This is a genomic window from Caulobacter sp. Root655, from assembly GCF_001427665.1.
Taxonomy (GTDB): Bacteria; Pseudomonadota; Alphaproteobacteria; order Caulobacterales; family Caulobacteraceae; genus Caulobacter.
Genome location: NZ_LMHC01000021.1, coordinates 230,905 through 251,757 on the forward strand (window position 1 = coordinate 230,905; position 20,853 = coordinate 251,757).

Genomic DNA, 20,853 nt, shown 5'->3' on the forward strand with positions numbered 1-20,853 from the left:
GCGGTGCGTAAGGGCTCCATGCGGATGGGCCGGGTCGGCATAAGGGGAGCGTAAAGATGGATTGTGGAGGGACGCGCCCACTCAGCTGTCATCCCGGACGTAGCGAAGCGAAGATCCGGGACCGCAGGAAGCGCATGCGTTCACGCCCCGGTCCCGGATCGTCGCGCTGCGCGCTTGTCCGGGATGACAACCGAGTGACGGGGAGTTTTTGTACGAGGTCTCAGACCTCGAACCGCATCCCGTCGTAAGCCGGCTCGACACCCGGTGGAAGTTTCGCCGCCAAGGCGTTGAAATCCAAGTCGATATGCAGGTTTGTCAGGATCGCGCGACGCGGCTTGGCGCGGGCGATCCACTCCAGGGCCAGCTCCACATGAGCGTGGGTCGGGTGCGGGGTCCAGCGCAGGGCGTCGACGATCCAGACGTCCAGGTCGGCCAGGGCCGCCCAGCTTTCCTCGGGAAAGCCGATGGCGTCGGGGGTGTAGGCCACGCCGCCGAACCGGTAGCCGACGGCGCGGATCTCGCCGTGGTCGACGTCGAAGGTGGTCACCGGGATCGCGCCGCTGGGGCCTTCGACCCGCCAACTCGCCCCGTGATCGGGAATGGTGCGGGCCTCGCAGATCGCCGGATAGCCCCCCATGCTCTCGAAGATATAACCGAACCGGCGCTCCAGGCTGACCGTCGTCGCGGCGTCCATATAGGTCGGCACGCGCCTGCGGCTGTTGAGGAAGAACGGTCGCAGGTCGTCGATGCCATGCGCCTGGTCGGCATGGTCGTGGGTGAACAGGCAGGCGTCCACGCGCCCGACCCTCGCTCCCACCGCCTGCAGGCGGAAGTCCGGCGCGGTGTCGACCACCACGGTGGTGTCCTGGACCGGATCGCCGCCGCCCGGCCGGCGGACCAGTAGCGAACAGCGGGTGCGCAGGTTCTTCGGTTCGGCCGGATCGCAGTCGCCCCAGTTGCCGTCGGCGCGCGGCACGCCGCCCGAGGAGCCGGAGCCCAGGATGGTGAACTCCAGGCGGTCGCTCATGTCCGGGCGCTCACGAGGCGCGGAATCCGATCGAACACGGCGAAGAAGGCGTCCTCGGTGCGCTGCTCGGCCTCGGCGCGGCTCCAGCCGCGGATCTCGGCCAGCTTGTCCAGGATGTGGGGCAGATAGGCCGGCTCGTTGCGCCGGCCGCGCATCGGCACGGGAGCCAGGTAAGGGCAGTCGGTCTCGAGGATGATCTTGTCGGCCGGCATGTCGGCGATGATGTCCCGCACCTCCTGCGCCTGCTTGAAGGTGGCGATGCCGGAGACCGAGAACCAGGCCCCCAGCGCCGCCATCCGCTTCGCCAGCTCCGGACCGCTGGTGTAGCAGTGCATCAGGATCTTGAACGGCCCCTTGGCGTGCTCCTCTTCGAGGATGTCGCCCATCACCTGGTCGGCCTCGCGGGTGTGGACAACCAGCGGCAGGCCGGTCTGGCGCGCCGCCGCCGCGTGGGCGCGGAACACGTCGGCCTGCACGTCGCGCGGGCTGAGGTCGTAGTGGAAGTCGAGCCCGGTCTCGCCGATGCCGATCACCTTGGGTCGCCCCGCCAGCTCGACCAGGCGCTCGGTGGTGAGGTCGAGGTGGTCCTTGGCCTCGTGCGGGTGGGCCCCGACCGTGCACCAGATGTCGGACTCCGCCATGGCGATGGCGTGGACCGCCTCGAAGGACGGTATCTTGTCGCAGATGGTCACCATCAGTTCGATCCCGGCCGCGCGGGCGCGGTCGATCACCGCCTCGCGGTCCTCGTCATACTGATGAGCGTGCAGGTTTACGTGACTGTCGATGAGCATGCGGTCAGATCGCCGCTCTGGCGGCGGCGCGCAAGTCCATGATCGCGGTCCAGAACACGTCGGCCCGGTCCAGGTTGATGGCCTCGGCCTCGCCCGGGGCGCGCATGATCCGCTCCCAGGCCGCCACCCAGCGGTCGAGACCGGCCGGGGTGCGGTCGCCGGCCATGCCGGTGGCCATGGCGTGGATCTGGTCGCCCAGCCGATCGAACAGCAGTTCGAACCGCGCCGCGCCCTCGGCGCCCTTGAAGGTGTCGGACATCGCCAGCAGCGCGCCCTCGTCGATGTCGGGCAGCTTGCGCAGGATCTCGCCGGCCGCGTCGTCGGCCGCCAGGGCTCCGGCGGCGGCCAGTTGCAGCGCCCTGCCCGGCGCGCCCTTGGCCATGCGAGCCAGGCGATCGGCGTCGTGCGACGACACCCCGGCCCGCGCCTCGACCATGGTCGCGGCGATCGACAGCGGCGGCGCGGGCGCCACCAGGCGGCGGCAGCGCGAGCGGATGGTCGGCAGCAGCCGGCCGGGCGAATGGCTGACCAACAGGATCACGCCTCGGGCCGGCGGTTCCTCAAGAGTCTTCAGTACGGCATTGGCGGCGTTGACATTCAGGTCGTCTGCCGCGTCGATGATCGCCACCCGGTAGGGCGAGACGGCCGGCGAATTGGCGAAGAAGGCCGGCAGCTGCCGCGCCTCGTCCACCGGGATCGACTTGCGGGCCTTACCATCGTCGGTCTCGCGCTCCAGCACCATCAGGTCGGGATGCGAGCGGGCCGCGACCTGGCGGCTGACGGAGTCGGTCGGCGAGGCGCCCAGGGCTCCGAACGCCGGATCGGGCTTGGCGCCCAGCAGCCGCCGCGCCATGCGGTAGGCCAGGGTCGCCTTGCCGACGCCCTCGGGCCCGGTCAGCAGCCAGGCATGGTGCAGGCGGCCACGATCCAGGGCGTCAAGGAAGGCCAGCTCGGCGTTCTCGACCCCGTCGATGCGGAAGACGTCGCGCGGATGAGGCGGGGCGTCCACGGCTAGAGACCCAGCCGCGCGGAGACCACGTCCCAGACCGCCGCCGTCACCGCGTCGAGGTCAGCGTCGGCGTCGATCACCGCGCAGCGCTCCGGCTCGCGGCGAGCGATCTCCAGATAGCCGGCCCGCAGCCGTTCATGGAACGCCAGGCCCTTGGATTCGAAGCGCGCCTCGCCGCCGCGGGCGGTGGCGCGGGCCAGGCCGACCTCGGCGGGCAGGTCGAACACCAGGGTCAGGTGCGGGATGGTGCCGCCCAGCACGTGGTCCTCCAGCGCCGCGATCAGAGCGGCCGGGGCGTCGCCGCCCGCGCCCTGATAGGCCCTGGTGCTGTCGGCGAAGCGGTCGCATAGCACCACGGCGCCGCGATCCAGGGCCGGACGGATCACCCGCTCCACGTGGTCGCGGCGCGAGGCGTACATCAGCAGGGTCTCGGTGATCGGCGACCAGCGGTCGGCCGCGCCGTTGACCAGCAGGTCGCGGATCGCCTCGGCGCCGTCGCTGCCGCCCGGTTCGCGGGTCAGCACGACATCGGCGCCGTCCGCCCTCAGGCGGTCGGCCAGGCGGCGGATCTGGGTGGACTTTCCAGCCCCCTCGCCGCCCTCGAAGCTGATGAATGTTCCGTTGGTCACCGGCTTCAATTCGGCCGGAACGCCGGTCTTGTCCAGACCCGTTTGGGCCCCGGCCTAGGGACGAAGCACCGTGGCGTCGGAAAAGCCCAGGGCGGCGACGCGATCGCGCACGCCGAAGGCCTCGCCCTCGTCGAGTCCGGCGTTGACCACCACGCGATAGAGGACGCCCTGGCCGCGTTCGACGGACTCGATCGAGGCCTGGCCGGCGCCGCTCAACTGGGCCGCGGCGCGCTCGGCGTTGTCGCGATTGGCGAAGGAGCCGGCCTGGACGCGATAGCTGGCCGTCACCGGCGCCGGGGGCGCATCGACAACGGGCACGGACGGGCTGAACTCCGGCTCGGCGGTCTTCGGCGGCGGCGGATCGTCATAGGCCGGCTGGGCCGGCGGCAGGCCCGTCGCATAGACCCGGGCCTTGGGCGGCGGCGCATAGCGCGGTTCGGGCGACGGCGGCGCCGAGGCGATGATTCGGCGCTCGTCGAAGGGCGTCTTGCCGGCCGGACCGATATAGCGGACCCGAACCCGGGCCACGCCGCTGCGCTGATAGCCCAGTTGGTCGGCGGCGGCCTTCGACAGGTCGATGATCCGGCCGTCGACGAACGGTCCCCGATCGTTGACCCGCACCTTCAGCTTGCGGCCGTTGTCCAGGTTGGTGACCTCGACGATGCTGGGCAGCGGCAGAGTCTTGTGGGCCGCCGACGGCAGATCCATGTCGAAAACCTCGCCGTTGGCGGTGCGGCGATTGTGGAACTGCTCGCCGTACCACGAGCCGATCCCCTTCTCGTCATAGTTCGGATCGGTCTTGGGATAGTACCATATCCCTCTGATCTGATAGGGTTTTTCTGTGCCGCGCAAACCCTTGGCCGATCCCGGCGCCGGCGGACCTGAATAGGGCCTGGCGGTCGAGGATTGGGGAGACTTATAGATCGGCAGGCGCGGCTCGGGCGTGGCGCAGGCCGCCAGCCCCGCGCAGCCGAGGGCCGTCACGGCCATGCCGCGCAGCAGACGCATCTCGCCTCGCGCTTCGCGTCCCATGCCTTACCCGTTCCCGGCGGACCACCCGCTGGCGTCGAAAGTGGTTCAGGAGCCTTGATGTCTGGTTAATCAAAGGTGCGACCAAACGGGCTGGAGCCGGCGCGCGACCGCTGATATAGCCACCCGCTCCGGGCAGGTGGCCGAGTGGTTTAAGGCAGCGGTCTTGAAAACCGCCGTGGGTGAAAGTCCACCGTGGGTTCGAATCCCACCCTGCCCGCCAGAGATTCCGATCGGCTTTTCACGCTCACGGAGCTCTTGCGGTCGTCAGCGTGATCGCGCTCACATGAACGACATGAATCTTATCCATGAGACCCTGTCGGACAAACGGCTGGAGCGGGCCGCGGGACCCGGTGCGTTCGCCCGCGGCCGCGCCTATCACGCACAGGGCCGCGTGGACCTGTTGTCGCTGGACGGCGATCAGGCCGTGGCCCGGGTCGTGGGGTCGGAGACCTATCGGGTGAAACTGCGTTGGCGCGGTGGCGCCCCGGCGGGATCCTGTGATTGTCCGGCGTTCGATTCCACCGATTTCTGCAAGCACATGGTCGCCTTGGCGATGGCCGCGCGAGAGCGAATCGATGACGGGACGATGATCGACCGGCGCGCTCGCCTGATCGATCATCTACGTCAGCGGGGACTGGAGGCGGCGATCGCCCGCCTCGTGTCGCTGGCCGAGCAGAATCCGGCTCTCTGGGCCGAAATCGAGGCGGACGCCCAGGACGCCGTCGAAGATGACCAGACGCTGGTTCGCCGATATCGGGCGGAAATCGACGACGCCTGCGATGTCTCGGGATCGATCGGCTACTACGCCGTCGGAACCTATGCCGACGGTCTGTCCACCCTGCTCGATCGTCTGGAGACGCTGAACGCCAACGGCCGGGCGACCGCCGTGGCCTCCCTGATGGTCCATTTTCTTGAGACCATGCAGGACGCCTTCGAGGCCATCGACGATTCCGAGGGCGAGGTGACGGCCGCCGTCCAGCGGGCCGTCGAGATTCATCTGACCGCTTGCCAGGAGACCAAGCCCGCCCCGGTGGACTTGGCCCGATGGTTGTTCGAGCAGGAGGTGGACAGCGAGTGGCCCGCCTTCGAGGATCTTCGCATCGGCTATGCCGAGGTGTTGGGCGAGGCCGGAATGGCGGAGTACCGACGGCTGGCCAAGGCGGCCTGGGCGGCGGTGGCGATCAAGGACCGGGCGGGGCGATACACCTTGCGCGCCATCCTCGACGACTTTGCCCGCGAAGAAGGCGATCTCGACGCGCGGATCGCGCTTCGCAGCGCCGACCTTTCCGGCCCCTACGCCTATCTGGAAATCATCCAGATCTGCATGGAATCCGAGCGACAGGACCTGGCCCTGAAATGGGCGCGGGATGCTCTCTGGGTTTTCGAGGACGCTCCCAACGTCACGCTGGTCAGTGTGGCGGCCCAGCTCGAAGCCAGCGCGGGACGGCCCGACGAAGCCCTGACCCTTCTCCGGCGCGCCTTCGAGCGGTCGCCTGATCTCGCCCTGCTGGGCGACCTGAAGCGCCATTCGCCAATGGATGTCGTCGACCGGGTCGCCGAGATTTTGGAGGCCGGGCGATATTGGGCGATGTTGTTCGAACTGATGCTGGCCGAGAGCCGGCTCGACGCCGCCTGGGTGATCGCAGGTCGTCATCCGATCGCCGAATGGCGCCTGAGGGCGCTTGCCGACGCCAGCCACCAGACCCATCGCCGGGAGGCCCAAGCCGTCTACGAGCGCTTGGCAGAATCCCACGTGCGGCTCACCAACGCCGGCGCTTACGATACGGCGATCAAGCTCATTCGCCTTCGGGGCCAAGTCTGCGACGACCCGGCCTCTCAGGCCGCCTATGTCGCCGACCTCGCCAAACGCTACAAGGCCAAGCGCACCTTCATCCAGCGCCTGGACGGTCTGCGCTGATCGCCACCAGGTCCTGTTCAAGCGCCGAGAGCAGCAGCCGCTCGACATCGTCTGGAACCGCCACTCGACGTTCAACACGCGGCCAGAGATCGATCGGCGGTGCGAGGGTCAGCGCTCGGTCCAGAGTCACGAGATGGAGGTCGTCGTTGAGCCGGCCGCCGGTTGCGCATCGCAGGCCGTCGCAGGCCATGCGCGGATGGCATTCGCGATAGCGGCAGACGCGGCCGAGATAGCGGCCCTCGGCGTCGCACAGGAAAATGTCGGCGCCGAGATTGATGGCGTTGGCGCGTCCCCTCAGGCGGCGGGCCACCTGGGCGAGGGCCGCCAGATCATCGTGATCGGTCAGCGTAACGAGGACATCGACGTCCTTCGGTATCGGCTTGGCGGTCGATAGCGACCCCACGAGCGCGATGCGGAGCACATTCGGGCAGGTCCGAGCTTCGCGAACGAAATCGAGCGCGGCCGCCAGCAGAATCGATCGTGGATCGGCCACGCTCGGCCGGGGCTGATGGTCGTGGGGACGCGTTCGAGCCATGCTTCCTCCTTTCCGATCGGGAGAACCAGATAACCCTCTCGGCCAATCCGGCGCGAGTCCGGACGGCGGTCCGGTCTAACGGCCGCCGCCGCATCGCGAAACTTGATAAGACGGCGCGAAGGTCTACTGAAGCCGCCTGTTCCTTGCCGCCGAGACTTATTCCGATGTCCGACACTCCCCGCGCCGCCGTCTACGGCTTTCCGCTTCTCGACGTGGCCGACGTGCCGGGCGGGGCGGCGCAGGTCTCGCCGCTGGTGGCCGGTTCGACCGACCTGGCCGAGTTGCCCGAGGGCTCGCTGGACGAGATCGTCGTCCAGGCCCCTGCCGGCGCGGCCGAGCGGCGCTACGTCCTGGCCCTGGCGCTGCGGGCGCTGAAGACCGAGGGCCGGCTGACGGCTCTGGCCCTGAAGGATCGCGGCGGCCAGCGCCTAAACAAGGAACTGACGGCGTTCGGCTGCACGATCGGTGAAAGCGCCAAGCGCCACCATCGCATCTGCGTGGTCTTGAAGCCCGCCGCCGTCACCGGTCTCGACGCCGCGATCGCCGAGGGCGCGCCCCGCCGGTTGGACGGCGACGGCCTGTGGTCGCAGCCGGGGGTGTTCAGCTGGGATCGCCTGGACCCAGGCTCAGCCCTGCTGCTGAAGTCGCTGCAACCGATGTCCGGGGTCGGCGTCGACCTGGGTTGCGGGATCGGCGTTCTCGCGCACGCCATCCTGACCTCGCCCAAGGTCACCAAGCTGACCCTGGTCGACCTGGACCGCCGGGCGGTCGAGGCGGCCAAGCGCAACGTCTCCGATCCGCGCGTCGAGGTGCTGTGGGCCGACGCCCGGCGCGGCGCGGAGCTGCTGAGCGGCCTCGACTTCGTGGTCACCAACCCGCCGTTCCACGAGGGCGGCGGCGAGGACAAGAGCCTGGGCCAGGCCTTCATCAAGTCGGCCGCCGCCATGCTGCGCAAGAGCGGCGTGCTGTGGATCGTGGCCAACCGTCACCTGCCCTACGAGGCGGTACTGAACGAGCACTTCAAGGCGGTGAAGCCCATCGCCGACGCCGGCGGCTTCAAGGTCTACGAGGCCCGCAAATGACGAAAGCCTTGATGGCGCGCCTGGATCGCCTGCTGGCCAATCTCGGCTACGGCAGCCGGCGCGACGTCCAGGCCCTGGTGTCGGGCGGCAAGGTCACATTGGACGGCGTGGCGATCAAGGACGCCGGCCAAAAGATCGCCGTCACCGCCGACCTGCCGTCGCGGATGAAGATTCGCGGCGTCGCCGTCGATCCGCCCGCGCCCCTGGTGCTGATCATGCACAAGCCGCTGGGCGTGGTCTGCTCGCACCGCGAGGACGGCGAGCGGATTTACGACCTGCTGCCCAAGCGCTGGCAGATCCGCGACCCGGCCCTGTCCAGCGTCGGGCGACTGGACAAGGACACCTCGGGCCTGCTGCTGATCACCGACGACGGCGACTTCCTGCACCGGGTGATCTCACCCAAGCGCCACGTGCCCAAGATCTATCGCGCCACCCTGGATCGCCCGCTGACCGGCGCCGAGGGCGCGGCCTTCGCCAGCGGGACCCTGATGCTGGAAGGCGAGGACAAGCCGCTGCTGGCGGCGGAGCTCGACGTGCTGGGCGAGCGCGAGGCGCGCCTGACCATCACCGAGGGCCGCTATCACCAGGTGCGCCGGATGTTCGCCGCCGTGGGCAACCACGTCGTCGCCCTGCACCGCGAGCGGGTTGGCGGGATCGCCCTGCCCGACGACCTGGCGCCGGGCGAGCACAGGATCCTGACCGCGGCCCAGGCCGAGGCGGTGTTCGATGGCTGAGGACAGGTTGATCGACGCCCGGGGCCATCGCTGCCCCGTGCCGACCCTGCGCCTGCGTCGCGCGCTGGAAGAGGCCGCGCCGGGCAGCCGCGTCCGCCTGCTGGCCGATGACCCGATGGCCCGCATCGACGTACCGCATTTCGCCGCCGGCGCCGGGGCGACCGTGGTCGAGATCGTCGACGCGCCGAACGGGGCGATCAGCTTTCTGGTGGCGAAGGCGCCTTGAGCGCGATGGCCTTGGGTCCTTCCAGGAGGGCCCGGGGCCGCTCGTCCAGGGCGATCTCCATCTCGGTGGCCAGGGCGCCGCCGAAGAACACGGCGTTGACGCTCCACGACAGCCAGATCAGGAAGATGATCACCGCCGAGATCGAGCCATAGGTCGCGCCCAGATGGGCCACCTGCTCGACGTAGAAGGCGCTGGCCCACGACATGAACACGCAGAGCACCGCGGCCGCCAGGCCGCCGGCCATCGAGGCCCGCCAGCCGACCGGGGCGCGCGACATGGCGTAGCGGTAGACCAGCGTCATGCCGACCAGCAGGCCCAGGCTGGCCCAGGTCCATTCGCTCTGGATCCACGAGGCGCCGGCCAGGGGCCGCAGGTCCAGTGTGCTGGAGAGCAGACGGAAGACCAGGAACACGCCCGACATCACGAACAACAGGCCGAAGGCGCAGACCAGCACCACCAGGGCCATCAGGTTGAAGCCGAAGAATCCCCGCTGGTCTTCCTCGTCGTGGATGAACGACAGGCCGGCCAGCAACGCCTTGAAGCCGCGATGGGCGGCGTACATGCCGATGATCAGGACCACGGCGCTTTGCAGCGAGATGGCCTGCTCGGGCGCATGGGCCAGGCGTCCCAGTTCGCTCTGGAAGATCGGACGAGCGCCCGACGGCATCAGATAGGCCAGCTTGTCGGCCTGGATCACCGCCTGCTCGGGCGTCAGCATCATGGTGTAGAGGCCGATCAGGATCGCCAGGCCGGGAAACACCGCCAGCAGGATGAAGAACGACACCCCGCCGACATAGAGCATGACGTCGCGCCCCCACAGGCGCTGCAGGGCCAGACCCAGGACCCGCAGAATCTCGCGCACCCAGTGGATCGGATCGAGATCAAGGTCTCGAAAGCGAATACGGTCCTGGGGCGGCGTCATGCGGCGGAAACTGCCCGCGTCGCCCCGCCGACGCAAGCAAAGGCTGAGATACCGAGGTTCGGACGTACAAAGGCCCGTCGCTTCAGGGAAAGCGGCGGGCCTCCGCAGGACGAACCTGAACCGGTCGCCGCATCGAGGGACGGGTGGCGCGACGGCCGGTTACAGGTGTGGTTTAGGCCTTCGCGGCTGAATGGCGGCTGAACGGGAACGGCGCCTGAATGTCAGCCAAATTTGTCTGCCCGGGTGACGGTAAAAGGGGCGGCTACAGCGCCCCCTGCTCCCGCAGCGCCCCGATCGCCTCGGGCGAGAAGCCCCAGTCGGCCAGTGCCCCGTCGTTGTCGGCGCCGATCTTCGGCGGCGGTCCCTGGATCGCGCCGGGCGTGGCCGAAAAGCGCGGCGCGGGGGCCGGCTGGGTGACGCCGGCGACTTCGACGAAGGTTTGCCGCGCGGCGTTGTGGGGATGGGCCGGGGCCTCGTCCATGGTCAGGACCGGGGCGAAGCAGACGTCGGTGCCGTCCATCAGGGCGCACCATTCATCGCGACTCTTGGTGGCGATGACGGCGGCCAGCTTGTCGTGCAGCTGGGGCCACTCGTCACGGCTCATCTGGTGCTGGAACTGCGGGTCGGTGATCCCGGTCTTCTCCAGCAGCAGCAGGTAGAACTGCGGCTCGATCGAGCCGATCGAGATCCACTTGCCGTCGCTGCATTGATAGGTGTCGTAGAAGTGCGCGCCGCCGTCGAGCAGGTTGGAGCGCCGCCCCTCGCTCCACATGCCGCCGGCCTTGAAGCCGTAGAACATGGCCATCAGCGAGGCCGCGCCGTCGCTCATCGCGCAGTCGATCACCTGGCCCTGCCCGGTCTGGCGGGCGTGAAACACCCCGGCCAGCAGGCCGAACGCCAGATAGAGCGCGCCGCCGCCGAAGTCGCCGACCAGATTGAGCGGTGGCACGGGCTTGTCCTGCGTACCGATCGCCGCCAGGGCCCCGGTGATGGCGATGTAGTTCATGTCGTGGCCAGCGGCCTTGGCGTAGGGCCCGGTCTGGCCCCAGCCGGTCATCCGGCCATAGACCAGCTTGGGATTGCGCGCCAAGGCCACGTCCGGTCCCAGGCCCAGCCGCTCCATGACGCCTGGCCGGAAGCCCTCGATGATCCCGTCGGCGCCTTCCATCAGCTTCAGGCAGGTCTCGACCGCGGCCGGCGACTTCAGGTCCAGCGCCACCGAGCGCCGGCCGCGGGCCGTGACATCGGCCGGCGAACTGCGCCCCGAGCCCTTGCGGTCGATGCGCACCACGTCGGCGCCGAGGTCCGACAGCAGCATGCCGCAGAACGGCCCGGGGCCGATCCCGGCGAATTCCAGCACCTTCAGGCCGGACAGCGGTCCCTGCGCCATGACGTCATCTCCCGGCCGACTCTCGCGGCGTTGTCTTGCCCCAACTAGAACGGCCCTGACGTTCGGTCACGCAAGCCCGGTTTCGCCTTGGCCGACGCCTGAGAGGCCTGTTTCGCCCCTGCGGCGATGCGTACCTATGAGCGCCAGCGGCCTCTGCTATGTTGCGACGTCGAATCTCGATGACGCCGCGTCGTCGGGCGATAGCCGGTATCCGGGGCGGAGGCTTGAGTTGGCGGTGAACGCCCGAATCCTGATCGTGGCGCGCGACGACTCCCGCGCGGGACCGTTGTCCGAAGGGCTCGACAAGCTCGGCTGGCGGACCATCACCGCGCGTGGCCCCTATGCCGCCCTCGCCGCGCTCGGCGACTTGAACATCGAGGCGGTGATCGTCGACCTCGAGAGCGCCGGTCCCGACGCCCAATCCCTGTCGCGTCGCCTGAAGGCGGCGGTGGCTCCGCGCCGCCTGCCCGTTATCGCCATCGGCGAGCCGGGGACCGAACCCAACCACCAGGCCTTCGACCTGACCCTGTCGCCGCCGCTGCACCCCTCGCAGGCCGTGCTGCGCCTGGAGTCCCTGGTCCGCACCGCCATCGCCGAGGAGGAGTTCGAGCTTCGCCTGGCGACCTTCGGCGATCGCGGCCGGCGGCTGGACCTGCCCGAGCCGCACGCCGAGCCCTTCCGCATCCTGGCGATCGGCGAGCCCGCGCCGCAATTCCTGGCCCTGTCCAACGCCCTGACCCGCAGCGGCGCCGACGTGGTCGGCGCCTTCACGGCCTACACCGCCTTCGACTACCTGCACGAGCGGGCCTTCGACGCCGTGGTGCTGTGGGCCGGCGACAACCAGCAGGAAGCGCTGTCGATCGCCGCTGGCATGCGGCGCAACACCCGCCTGTTCCACATTCCGGCCCTGCTCTACCTGAAGGCCGAGAGCTACGTGACCATGTCGGAGGCCTTCCATCGCGGGGTGTCCGACGTCGCCTCGCCGGAAACCCCCGAGATCGAGACCGCACTTCGTGTCGTCGAGCTGGCCCGAAGCTATCGGCGCGGCGAGTCGATCCGCGGAGCGCTGGAGAAGGCCCGCAGTTCGGGCCTGATGGACGCCGCCACCGGCCTGTTCACCCGCGACCTGTTCGCCGCGCACCTGGTGCGGCTGGCCGGCGCGGCTCGCGAGCGGGCGCGACCGCTGTCGATCTGCGTGCTGCGCGTCGCCGACAAGCCCGACACCGTCTGGGCCCGCCAGAACGGCTGGCTGGACCGCGCCATCCCGCAGATCGGCTCGATGGTCGGCCGGCTGGTGCGCGTGGAAGACACCGCCGCCCGCCTGGCGCCGGAAGTCTTCGCCCTGGCCTTGCCCGCCACCAACCAGGCCGCCGGCCGCGCCGCCGCCGAACGGATCGCCGCGGTGATCGGCTGCACCGCCTTCGACGCCGGCGACGACCGCGCACCGTTCGTCTGCGAGTTCGACATCGGCGTCGCCCAGATCGAGGTCGGCGAAAGCGCGGTCCATGCCCTGGAGCGGGCGGCGGCGCGGGCCCTGCAGCGCGACAGCGCCTGAAGGCTTGTCGAAGGGGCGTGACGCCTCTACGTGCGTCGCGGAACAGAGCATCCGAGAGACCGCGCCATGGGCCAGCCCCTGTTGATCGACCTCGTCGCCGACGTCGTCTGCCCCTGGTGCTATCTGGGCTGGCGGCGGGTGAAATCGGCCGTGGCCCTGCGGCCCGACGTCGAGCCGCTGATCGTCTGGCGCCCCTATCAGCTCGACCCGACCCTTCCCGAGCAAGGCGTTGACCGCAAAGCCTATATGGCCGGCAAGTTCAAGGATCCGCTCAAGCTGAAGGCCGTGCACACCGCCCTGGTCGAGGCGGGGACCGAGGAAGGGATCGTCTTCAATTTCGAGGCCATCGCCCTGTCGCCCAACACCAGCGCCGCCCACCGGTTGATCCGCTGGGCGCATGGGGCGGGCCGGCAGGACGCCGTGGTCGAGGGCCTGTTCGCCGCCTATTTCACGCAGGGCCGCGACATTGGCGATCCCCAGGTGCTGGCCGACATCGGCGAGGCGGCCGGCATGGACCCGGTGGTGATCCTGCAATTGCTGTCCGAGGGCGCGGACAGGGAGACCGTCGCCCGGGAGCACGCCATGGCCGTTCAGGGCGGGATCACCGGCGTGCCGTTCGCGATCTTCGGCGGCAAGCTGGCGATCGTCGGCGCCGAGAGCCCGAAAAACATCGCCGAAGCCATCGACAAGGCCCTGGAAGCGGCTTGAACACGTTGCGCCGGCCGGGGACAGGCCCATGGGCCTGTCCCCGGCCATGCTCCTACCCCTCCAGCGTCGCCTTCATGGCCGCGCAACCGGCCTCCATCAGGCCGGCGACCTGCGGCGCGGCGTCGTGCGGCAGCAGATCGGCGGTCCAGACGATGCGGCTGCCCTGCCCCTCTGCCAGCACCTGCATGGCGCCGTTGTGGTGGCTGAGCAGCTGTGTCCCGACCACGGCCCAGACCAGGCGGCGGGCGTCGTCGTCGACCGCGACGATCAGCTCCTTGGCGACCAGGCCGTTGGCGAAGGTGACGATCCGCGCCTCGCCCTCGACCGTGGTGTCGGTCAGGACCCCGGGGCACAGCCGCTGGTGCACGGCCCCCCAATCCCGGACCGCGTCCCAGACCTGGCCCGGCGCGACGTCGATGCTGACCCGCTTGACGATGGTGGCCATCGGAAATCTCCTTTCGAGGTTTCCCTGACTCTGACAGGTCGGCGCGCGTTGGTCTGGCGAGATCCGGACACGGTCATCGCAGCCGCGGGATCGCCCCTCAAGCCTTGGCCAGTTTCACCAACTGAGCCAGAATCTTCTCCGCCGCGTCGAGCCGGGCCGCCGGCGTCTCCCACTCGCCCTTGATCACCAGCTTCTGGTCGGGACGCACCTTCCAGACGATGGCGTTCTTGGCGACGAACTGCACCAGGGCCAGCGGGTTGGCGAAGGTGTCGTTGCGGAAGCTGGCGACCGCGCCCTTGGGGCCGACGTCGATCTTGGCGACATTGGCCTCGCGGCACATGCCCTTGATGGCCACGACCTTGAGCAAGCTGTCGGTCTCGGGCGGCAGCGGGCCGAAGCGGTCGATCAGCTCGGCGGCCAGGGCCTCGCGGTCGGCGGCCCGCTCGGCTTCCGACAGGCGGCGATAGAGCGACAGCCGCACGTTGAGGTCGGGCACGTAGTCGTCGGGGATCATCACGGCCGCGCCGGTGTTGATCTGCGGCGACCAGCCCCGGTCCTCGATCAGGGCCTCGGCCCCCTGGCGCTCGCGCAACTCGGCGACGGCGTCCTCCAGCATCTGCTGGTACAGCTCGACGCCGATCTCCTTGATATGGCCGCTCTGCTCGTCGCCCAGCAGGTTGCCGCCGCCGCGCTGGTCGAGGTCGTGGCTGGCCAGTTGGAAGCCGGCGCCCAGGCTGTCGAGCGACTGCAGCACCTTCAGGCGCTTCTCGGCCGACAGGGTGATGGTCTTCTCGTTGGGCGTGGTCAGGTAGGCGTAGGCCCGGGCCTTGGAGCGGCCGACCCGGCCGCGGATCTGATAGAGCTGGGCCAGGCCGAACATGTCGGCGCGGTGGACGATCAGGGTGTTGGCCGAGGGGATGTCCAGGCCGCTTTCCACGATCGTGGTCGCAAGAAGCACGTCGTACTGCCCCTCGTAGAAGGCGGTCATCACGTCTTCCAGCTGGGTCGGGGCCATCTGCCCATGCCCGACCACGTACTTGACCTCGGGCACCTGGACGCGGAGGAACTTCTCGATGTCCTCCAGGTCCTTGATGCGCGGCACCACGTAATAGGCCTGGCCGCCGCGATACTTCTCGCGCAGCAGGGCCTCGCGCAGGGTGACCGGGTCGAACGGGCTGATGTAGGTGCGCACCGCCAGGCGGTCGACAGGCGGGGTGGCGATGATCGACATTTCCCGAATGCCGCTGAGCGCCATTTGGAGGGTTCGAGGGATCGGCGTGGCGGTCAGGGTCAGCATGTGCACGTCGGCGCGAAGCTCCTTGAGCTTCTCCTTGTGCTTGACCCCGAAGTGCTGCTCCTCGTCGACGATGACCATGCCCAGGTCCTTGAACGACACCTGCTTGGACAGGATGGCGTGGGTGCCGACCACGATTTCAAACTGGCCGTTGGCCAGGCCCTCGCGGGTCTCGGCGGCTTCCTTGCCGGTGACCAGGCGCGACAGGCGGGTGACCTTCACCGGCCAGCCCTGGAAGCGGTCCTTGAAGGTCTTGTAGTGCTGGCGAGCCAGCAGGGTGGTCGGGCAGACGATGGCCACCTGCTTGCCGCTCATCGCCACCACGAAGGCGGCGCGCAGGGCGACCTCGGTCTTGCCGAAACCGACGTCGCCGCAGATCAGCCGGTCCATCGGCTTGCCGGAGGAGAGATCCTCCAGCACGTCGGCGATCGCCGACAGCTGGTCGTCGGTCTCCTCGTAGGGGAACCGGGCGCAGAACTCGTCGAACACGCCGTGCGGCGGGTCGGTCTCCTCGACCGACTTCAACTGGCGGGCGGCGGCGATCTGGATCAGGCCCTCGGCCATGACCCGCAGCCGTTCCTTGGCCTTGGTCTTGCGCCCCTGCCAGGCCGCGCCGCCCAGCTTGTCGAGCTGGACGTTCTCGCCGTCGGTCCCGTAGCGGGTCAGAAGGTCGATGTTCTCGACCGGCAGGTAGAGCTTGGCCTCGCCCCCATACAGCAGGTCCAGGCAGTCGTGCGGCGCGCCCTGCACGTCGAGCGTCTTGAGGCCCTCGTAGCGGCCGATGCCGTGGTCGATGTGGACCACCAGATCGCCCGGCGTCAGGGCGCTGGCCTCGGCCAGGAAGTTGGCGGCGCGGCGCTTCTTGCGCGGCCGGGCCAGGCGGTCGCCGAGGATATCGGTCTCGGAGATCACCGCCAGGGTGTCGGTCTCGAAGCCGTTGTCGAGCGGCAGGACCACCCGCTGCGGGATCTTGGGGTCGTTGGCCTTGGCCGCCTGCCAATAGGCGGCGTAGGGGATCTTGGTCAGACCGTGGTCGGCCAGCATGGTCCCCAGGCGCTCGGACGAGCCCTCGGACCACGAGGCGAACAGCACGCGTTTTCCCCGGCCCGCGAGATCGCGGGCGTGGGTCGCGGTGGCTTCGAACAGGTTGACGCTGTCCTGGGCCCGCTCGGCGGCGAAGGCTCGCCCCATCTGGGCGCCCATGTCGACCACGTCCAGGCCCTGGGGCTGGAACGGGGTGAACTGGCGGTTGGGACGGTCGGCGACGGCGGCGTCCCACTCCTGGGCGGTCAGGTAGAGGGCGTCGGGCTTCAGCGGGCGATAGGCCGATCGGCGGTCGGCCGAGGCGCGGGCGTCATAGGCGTCGGCGATCATCGCCAGGCGCTCGTCGCGGCTTTCCGTGACCTGGTGGTCGACGCCGATCAGCGCGCCGTCCGGCAGGTAGTCGAACAGGGTCGCCATCCGTTCGTAGAACAGCGGCAGCCAGTGCTCCAGGCCCGCCCGGCGGCCGCCCTCGCTGACCGTGGCGTACAGCGGGTCGTCGCCCGGCGCGCCGAAGATACGGACATAGCCCGACCGGAACCGCGAAATGCCGTCGGCGTCGAGCAGGGCCTCGCTGACCGGCAGCAGCTCGATGGATTTCAGCTGCCGGGTCGAGCGCTGGGTTTCCGGATCGAAGGCTCGGATGCTCTCCAGGGTGTCACCGAACAGGTCCAGGCGCACCGGCTCCTCGGCGGCCGGCGGATAAACGTCGATGACGCCGCCGCGAATGGCGAACTCGCCGCGCTCGGAGACGGTGGAGGCGCGGCTATAGCCGTTGATGGCGAAATAGCGCTCCAGATCGGCCACGTTGACGACGTTGCCGATCCGGGCCGCGTAGCTGGCGCGCAGCAACACGGTCTTCTCCGGCACGCGCTGCAACAGGGCCGGCGCGGCGGTGACCAGGATGGCCGGCTTGTCCTTGCCCAGGCCCAGGGCCAGGCGGTGTAGGGTCGCCATGCGGGTGGCCGCGACCCCGGCCGACGGGCCGATGCGGTCATAGGGCAGGCAGTCCCACGAAGGGAACAGCACCGCCTCGATCTCGGGGGCGAAGAACTTCAGGGCGTCGATGAAGGCGCTGGCCCGGGCGGTGTCGCGGGCCACGAAGGCCGTCAGGCCGCCGCGCGCCCGGGCGATGTCGGCCATCACCAGGGCGTCGAAACCTTCCGGCGCGCCGGCGAGGATCAGGCTCCCGGCGGCCTTGGCGATCTGTTTGGCGTCGTAGGCCATTCAACTCTTCGAATGCTGAGCCAGCGACAACGCCGCTGGTGTGAGTGCTGCTGCTTGGCGTGGGTCCCGACTTCGTCGGAATGAGCGGATCAGGGACTAAGCCCCATCCCCGATCGGCCGCACCGCATGAGCTTCATAACGGAAGGTCTTGATCAGGTTCAGGACTTCGGTGTCGAACTTCGCCGGAGTCGGCTCCTGGCCGACGATCCACGCATAGATCTCGCGGTCGGACTCCTCCATCAGCGCTTCGAAGGCGTCGAGCTGGTCGGGGGTCAGGTTGGGCCCATGGGTATCCGCGAACGGCCCCAGAATGAGGTCCGCTTCTCGAAATCCGCGATGCCAGGCCCGGAACTTCAGCCGCCTTAGGCGGGAGTCGTGATCGATGCTCATGTGGTCGGGGATATAGAGCGCCCAAGGCCCGCGCGCCAGCGCAGAGAACTCCCTCGTGCGCTAGCCGCGCGACGCATTGACCGTGACCGCCACGCTCTATAGGCGCGGGACATGGCTTCACTGATGATCCAGGGCTGCGGTTCCGACGTGGGCAAGTCGACCCTGGTCGCCGGGCTCTGCCGGCTGTTCGCCAATCGCGGCCTGATCGTGCGGCCGTTCAAGCCGCAGAACATGTCCAACAACGCCGCGGTCACCGCCGACGGCGGCGAGATCGGCCGCGCCCAGGCCCTGCAGGCCCTCGCCTGCCGCACGCCGCCGACCGTCCACATGAACCCCGTCTTGCTGAAGCCGCAGAGCGACGTCGGCTCGCAGGTCATCGTGCGCGGCAAGGTGGTCGGAACCTATAAGGCCCGCGCCTTCCAGGGCCTGAAACCCGACCTGCTGGCCACCACCGTCGAGAGCTATCGCCTGCTGGCCGCGCAGGCCGACCTGGTGCTGGTCGAGGGGGCTGGCAGCCCGGCCGAGACCAACCTGCGCGCGGGCGACATCGCCAATATGGGCTTCGCCCACGCCGCCGACGTGCCTGTCGCCCTGGTCGGCGACATCGACCGGGGCCACGTGATCGCCGCCCTGGCCGGGGCCCATCTGGTGCTCGACGCGGCCGACCGAGACCGCATCAAGGGCTTCATCATCAACAAGTTCCGCGGCGATCCTTCGCTGTTCGACGACGGTCGACACGAGATCGCCCTGCGCACCGGCTGGCCGGACCTGGGCATGGCGCCGTGGCTGCATCCCGCCCGGACCTTGCCCGCCGAGGACGCCGTGGTGCTGGAACGCCCGGTCCGGACCAACGGCGACAAGCGGGCTCGGATCGTGGCGCCGATGCTGTCGCGGATCGCCAATTTCGACGAGTTCGACCCGCTGCGCGCCGATCCGGCCGTGGACTTCGCGTTCCTGCCGCCGGGAACCCCGGTGCCGGGCGACGCCGACCTGGTGATCCTTCCCGGCACCAAGGCCACCCTGGCGGACCTGGCCTTCCTGCGGGCCCAGGGCTGGGACATCGACATCCTGGCCCATGTCCGGCGCGGCGGCCGGGTGCTGGGCGTCTGCGGCGGCTACCAGATGCTGGGTCGGACGGTCGCCGACCCGGAGGGGATCGAGGGGGCGCCGGGGTCGGCGGCGGGGCTGGGCCTGCTCGACGTCGAGACCGTGCTGCTGGGCGACAAGGTGCTGCGCGCGGTGTCCGGACGCCTGATGGACGGCGACACGCCGTTCTCCGGCTACGAGATGCACATCGGCCGCACGACCGGCCCTGGAACGCGGCGGCCGATGCTGGCCATCGACGGCGGCGCGTCCGACGGCGCGGTCTCGGCCGACGGGCGGGTGGCGGGGGCCTATGTCCACGGCCTGTTCGAACGCGGCGAGGCCCGCGCCGCCCTGCTGGCCCCGCTGGGCGTGGCCATCGGGCCGGGCGACCACGCGGCCAAGGTCGACGCGGCGCTGGACGAGATCGCGGCGATGCTGGAGCAGGCGCTGGACATCGCGGCGATCGCGCGGATCGCGGGACTTTAGGCGTCGGTCCCGGGTCTGCGCTTCGCTTCGCCCGGGATGACAAGTTAGGGTAGTAAAGGACGATTCCCGACGAGGCCAGCCGCATGACGACCGCCCGCCCCCGCCGCGCGATCTCCGCCCTCCGCGCCTTCCTGAAGAGCGAGTCCGCCGGCGGCCTGTTGCTGATGGGAAGCGCCGCCCTGGCGCTGATCGTCGCCAACTCGCCCCTGGCCGAGGCCTATTTCCACGCCCTGCACGTCAAGATCGCGGGTCTCAGCGTCGCCCACTGGGTCAATGACGGCCTGATGGCGGTGTTCTTCCTGCTGGTCGGGCTGGAGATCAAGCGCGAGATGGTCGACGGCGAACTGTCCAGCTGGTCGCGGCGGGTATTGCCGGGCGTCGCCGCCCTGGGTGGCATGGTGATCCCGGCCCTGGTCTATGTGGTCCTCAATCGCGACGCGCCGGACAACCTGCGTGGCTGGGCCATTCCGGCCGCCACCGACATCGCCTTCGCCCTGGGGGTGCTGTCGCTGCTGGGGTCGCGCGTCCCGGCTTCGCTGAAGATCTTCCTAGCCGCCCTGGCGATCATCGACGATCTGGGCGCCATCCTGATCATCGCCGTCTTCTACACCGACCACCTGACCCTGTGGGCGCTGGGCGGCGCGGCGGTCGCCCTGGTGGTGCTGGTCGCCATGAACCGGTTCAAAGTGGTCAGCCTGTGGCCCTACCTGCTGGTCGGGGCGGTGCTGTGGTTCCTGTTCCTGAAGTCCGGCGTCCACGCCACCCTGTCGGGCGTCATCCTGGCCATGACCATTCCCATCACCAAGTCGCCGGCCCGGCCCGACGACGAGGATTCGCCGTTGCACCGGCTGGAGCACGGGCTCAATCCGTGGGTGGCCTATCTGGTGGTGCCAGTGTTCGGCTTCGCCAACGCCGGCGTCGCCCTGGGCGGCGTGGGCGCCGCGGCCCTGGTCGCGCCGGCCACACTGGGCGCGGCGCTGGGCCTGTTCGTCGGCAAGCAGATCGGCGTCTTCGGCTTCAGCCTGGCGGCCATCAAGCTGGGCTGGGCGCAGCGGCCCAGCGGCGCGTCCTGGCCACAGCTGTACGGCGTGGCGGCCCTGTGCGGCATCGGCTTCACCATGAGCCTGTTCATCAACAACCTGGCCTTCGACGCGCCCGTGCTGCAGGACGAGACCAAGATCGGCGTGCTGGCCGGATCGGTGCTTTCGGCCCTGCTGGGCTGGCTGATGTTCAGCCTGTCGCGCAAGCCGGCCGCCGTGTGATCGGCCCTATGGCGCTCGCCGGTCGGCATGCCCACATCCGTGGGACCCAGTCCTTCCGCTCCGG

19 protein-coding genes and 1 tRNA gene are annotated in these 20,853 nt (G+C 69.4%); 9 read left to right on the top strand and 11 right to left on the bottom strand.

The window, feature by feature from the left end:
• Positions 1 to 220: 220 nt before the first annotated feature.
• From ASD79_RS12490 to ASD79_RS12510, 5 genes are read right to left on the bottom strand one after another with little or no spacing between them, the layout of a single operon-like run.
• A complete protein-coding gene (locus tag ASD79_RS12490; protein ID WP_056722074.1) occupies positions 221 to 1,027 on the bottom strand; it encodes an MBL fold metallo-hydrolase in 807 nt (268 codons plus the stop codon).
• Positions 1,024 to 1,818, bottom strand: coding sequence for a TatD family hydrolase (locus ASD79_RS12495; protein ID WP_056722076.1), 795 nt, complete (start codon positions 1,816 to 1,818; stop codon positions 1,024 to 1,026). The genes ASD79_RS12490 and ASD79_RS12495 overlap by 4 nt, the downstream gene beginning before the upstream one ends.
• Positions 1,819 to 1,822: 4 nt before the next feature.
• Positions 1,823 to 2,827 carry a DNA polymerase III subunit delta' gene (locus tag ASD79_RS12500; RefSeq protein ID WP_056722078.1) on the bottom strand — a complete coding sequence of 335 codons (1,005 nt, stop codon included), beginning with the start codon at positions 2,825 to 2,827 and terminating at the stop codon, positions 1,823 to 1,825.
• Positions 2,828 to 2,829: 2 nt separating this feature from the next.
• Complete coding sequence (gene tmk / locus ASD79_RS12505; RefSeq protein ID WP_056722627.1) at positions 2,830 to 3,456, bottom strand: dTMP kinase; 627 nt, start codon at positions 3,454 to 3,456, stop codon at positions 2,830 to 2,832.
• A 54-nt stretch (positions 3,457 to 3,510) separates the two neighbouring features.
• A complete protein-coding gene (locus ASD79_RS12510; RefSeq protein WP_368664863.1) occupies positions 3,511 to 4,464 on the bottom strand; it encodes a septal ring lytic transglycosylase RlpA family protein in 954 nt (317 codons plus the stop codon).
• A gap of 154 nt (positions 4,465 to 4,618) precedes the next feature.
• Here ASD79_RS12510 and ASD79_RS12515 point away from each other — a divergent pair.
• A tRNA-Ser gene (locus ASD79_RS12515) sits at positions 4,619 to 4,708 on the top strand.
• A gap of 72 nt (positions 4,709 to 4,780) precedes the next feature.
• Positions 4,781 to 6,406 (top strand): SWIM zinc finger domain-containing protein, encoded by a 1,626-nt coding sequence (locus ASD79_RS12520; RefSeq protein WP_162252360.1) that lies wholly within the window; start codon positions 4,781 to 4,783, stop codon positions 6,404 to 6,406.
• Here ASD79_RS12520 and ASD79_RS12525 read toward each other — a convergent pair.
• The gene (locus tag ASD79_RS12525; protein WP_056722084.1) at positions 6,378 to 6,941 is read right to left on the bottom strand and encodes a hypothetical protein; all 564 of its coding nucleotides are present in this window, start codon (positions 6,939 to 6,941) and stop codon (positions 6,378 to 6,380) included. The two genes, ASD79_RS12520 and ASD79_RS12525, sit on opposite strands and share 29 nt — an antisense overlap.
• 164 nt (positions 6,942 to 7,105) lie before the next feature.
• On the opposite strand from ASD79_RS12525, the gene ASD79_RS12530 reads away from it, so the two are divergent.
• The 3 genes from ASD79_RS12530 to ASD79_RS12540 are packed head-to-tail and all read left to right on the top strand — an operon-like array spanning position 7,106 to position 8,983.
• Positions 7,106 to 8,023 carry a class I SAM-dependent methyltransferase gene (locus ASD79_RS12530; protein ID WP_056722086.1) on the top strand — a complete coding sequence of 306 codons (918 nt, stop codon included), beginning with the start codon at positions 7,106 to 7,108 and terminating at the stop codon, positions 8,021 to 8,023.
• Positions 8,020 to 8,757, top strand: coding sequence for a pseudouridine synthase (locus tag ASD79_RS12535; RefSeq protein WP_056722088.1), 738 nt, complete (start codon positions 8,020 to 8,022; stop codon positions 8,755 to 8,757). The genes ASD79_RS12530 and ASD79_RS12535 overlap by 4 nt, the downstream gene beginning before the upstream one ends.
• Positions 8,750 to 8,983: a sulfurtransferase TusA family protein gene (locus ASD79_RS12540; protein ID WP_056722090.1), complete on the top strand. Its 234-nt coding sequence runs from the start codon at positions 8,750 to 8,752 to the stop codon at positions 8,981 to 8,983. Before ASD79_RS12535 ends, ASD79_RS12540 begins: the two co-directional genes overlap by 8 nt.
• On the opposite strand, the gene ASD79_RS12545 is transcribed toward ASD79_RS12540, so the two are convergent.
• On the bottom strand, positions 8,955 to 9,905 hold the full coding sequence (locus ASD79_RS12545) for a YihY/virulence factor BrkB family protein (protein WP_056722092.1): 951 nt from the start codon (positions 9,903 to 9,905) through the stop codon (positions 8,955 to 8,957). The genes ASD79_RS12540 and ASD79_RS12545 overlap by 29 nt on opposite strands.
• A gap of 262 nt (positions 9,906 to 10,167) precedes the next feature.
• Positions 10,168 to 11,295: a CaiB/BaiF CoA-transferase family protein gene (locus ASD79_RS12550; RefSeq protein ID WP_056722094.1), complete on the bottom strand. Its 1,128-nt coding sequence runs from the start codon at positions 11,293 to 11,295 to the stop codon at positions 10,168 to 10,170.
• Between the two features lie 229 nt (positions 11,296 to 11,524).
• On the opposite strand from ASD79_RS12550, the gene ASD79_RS12555 reads away from it, so the two are divergent.
• Positions 11,525 to 12,850 (top strand): diguanylate cyclase, encoded by a 1,326-nt coding sequence (locus ASD79_RS12555; protein ID WP_056722096.1) that lies wholly within the window; start codon positions 11,525 to 11,527, stop codon positions 12,848 to 12,850.
• A 66-nt stretch (positions 12,851 to 12,916) separates the two neighbouring features.
• Positions 12,917 to 13,558, top strand: coding sequence for a DsbA family oxidoreductase (locus ASD79_RS12560; RefSeq protein ID WP_056722098.1), 642 nt, complete (start codon positions 12,917 to 12,919; stop codon positions 13,556 to 13,558).
• Positions 13,559 to 13,610: 52 nt separating this feature from the next.
• Here ASD79_RS12560 and ASD79_RS12565 read toward each other — a convergent pair whose 3' ends face one another.
• From ASD79_RS12565 to ASD79_RS12575, 3 genes are all read right to left on the bottom strand, one after another.
• Positions 13,611 to 14,003 carry an SRPBCC family protein gene (locus ASD79_RS12565; RefSeq protein WP_056722100.1) on the bottom strand — a complete coding sequence of 131 codons (393 nt, stop codon included), beginning with the start codon at positions 14,001 to 14,003 and terminating at the stop codon, positions 13,611 to 13,613.
• Between the two features lie 97 nt (positions 14,004 to 14,100).
• A complete protein-coding gene (gene mfd, locus ASD79_RS12570; protein WP_056722102.1) occupies positions 14,101 to 17,565 on the bottom strand; it encodes a transcription-repair coupling factor in 3,465 nt (1,154 codons plus the stop codon).
• A gap of 96 nt (positions 17,566 to 17,661) precedes the next feature.
• Positions 17,662 to 17,955, bottom strand: coding sequence for a succinate dehydrogenase assembly factor 2 (locus ASD79_RS12575; RefSeq protein WP_007668723.1), 294 nt, complete (start codon positions 17,953 to 17,955; stop codon positions 17,662 to 17,664).
• 111 nt (positions 17,956 to 18,066) lie between these two features.
• On the opposite strand from ASD79_RS12575, the gene ASD79_RS12580 reads away from it, so the two are divergent.
• Positions 18,067 to 19,527, top strand: a complete 1,461-nt coding sequence (locus ASD79_RS12580) for a cobyric acid synthase (protein WP_056722105.1) — start codon at positions 18,067 to 18,069, stop codon at positions 19,525 to 19,527.
• A gap of 83 nt (positions 19,528 to 19,610) precedes the next feature.
• Positions 19,611 to 20,789: a Na+/H+ antiporter NhaA gene (gene nhaA, locus ASD79_RS12585; RefSeq protein WP_056722107.1), complete on the top strand. Its 1,179-nt coding sequence runs from the start codon at positions 19,611 to 19,613 to the stop codon at positions 20,787 to 20,789.
• Positions 20,790 to 20,853: the final 64 nt, after the last annotated feature.

What these genes read in the sequence shown, in the direction of transcription:
- ASD79_RS12495 (WP_056722076.1), bottom strand. Translation starts at nt 1,818, where the DNA reads ATGCTCATCGACAGTCACGTAAACCTGCACGCTCATCAGTATGACGAG.
- ASD79_RS12560 (WP_056722098.1), top strand. Translation starts at nt 12,917, where the DNA reads ATGGGCCAGCCCCTGTTGATCGACCTCGTCGCCGACGTCGTCTGCCCC.
- nhaA (WP_056722107.1), top strand. Translation starts at nt 19,611, where the DNA reads ATGACGACCGCCCGCCCCCGCCGCGCGATCTCCGCCCTCCGCGCCTTC.
- mfd (WP_056722102.1), bottom strand. Translation starts at nt 17,565, where the DNA reads ATGGCCTACGACGCCAAACAGATCGCCAAGGCCGCCGGGAGCCTGATC.
- ASD79_RS12525 (WP_056722084.1), bottom strand. Translation starts at nt 6,941, where the DNA reads ATGGCTCGAACGCGTCCCCACGACCATCAGCCCCGGCCGAGCGTGGCC.
- ASD79_RS12490 (WP_056722074.1), bottom strand. Translation starts at nt 1,027, where the DNA reads ATGAGCGACCGCCTGGAGTTCACCATCCTGGGCTCCGGCTCCTCGGGC.
- ASD79_RS12575 (WP_007668723.1), bottom strand. Translation starts at nt 17,955, where the DNA reads ATGAGCATCGATCACGACTCCCGCCTAAGGCGGCTGAAGTTCCGGGCC.
- ASD79_RS12530 (WP_056722086.1), top strand. Translation starts at nt 7,106, where the DNA reads ATGTCCGACACTCCCCGCGCCGCCGTCTACGGCTTTCCGCTTCTCGAC.
- ASD79_RS12540 (WP_056722090.1), top strand. Translation starts at nt 8,750, where the DNA reads ATGGCTGAGGACAGGTTGATCGACGCCCGGGGCCATCGCTGCCCCGTG.
- ASD79_RS12545 (WP_056722092.1), bottom strand. Translation starts at nt 9,905, where the DNA reads ATGACGCCGCCCCAGGACCGTATTCGCTTTCGAGACCTTGATCTCGAT.
- ASD79_RS12520 (WP_162252360.1), top strand. Translation starts at nt 4,781, where the DNA reads ATGAATCTTATCCATGAGACCCTGTCGGACAAACGGCTGGAGCGGGCC.
- ASD79_RS12550 (WP_056722094.1), bottom strand. Translation starts at nt 11,295, where the DNA reads ATGGCGCAGGGACCGCTGTCCGGCCTGAAGGTGCTGGAATTCGCCGGG.
- ASD79_RS12510 (WP_368664863.1), bottom strand. Translation starts at nt 4,464, where the DNA reads ATGCGTCTGCTGCGCGGCATGGCCGTGACGGCCCTCGGCTGCGCGGGG.
- ASD79_RS12580 (WP_056722105.1), top strand. Translation starts at nt 18,067, where the DNA reads ATGGCTTCACTGATGATCCAGGGCTGCGGTTCCGACGTGGGCAAGTCG.
- ASD79_RS12565 (WP_056722100.1), bottom strand. Translation starts at nt 14,003, where the DNA reads ATGGCCACCATCGTCAAGCGGGTCAGCATCGACGTCGCGCCGGGCCAG.
- ASD79_RS12535 (WP_056722088.1), top strand. Translation starts at nt 8,020, where the DNA reads ATGACGAAAGCCTTGATGGCGCGCCTGGATCGCCTGCTGGCCAATCTC.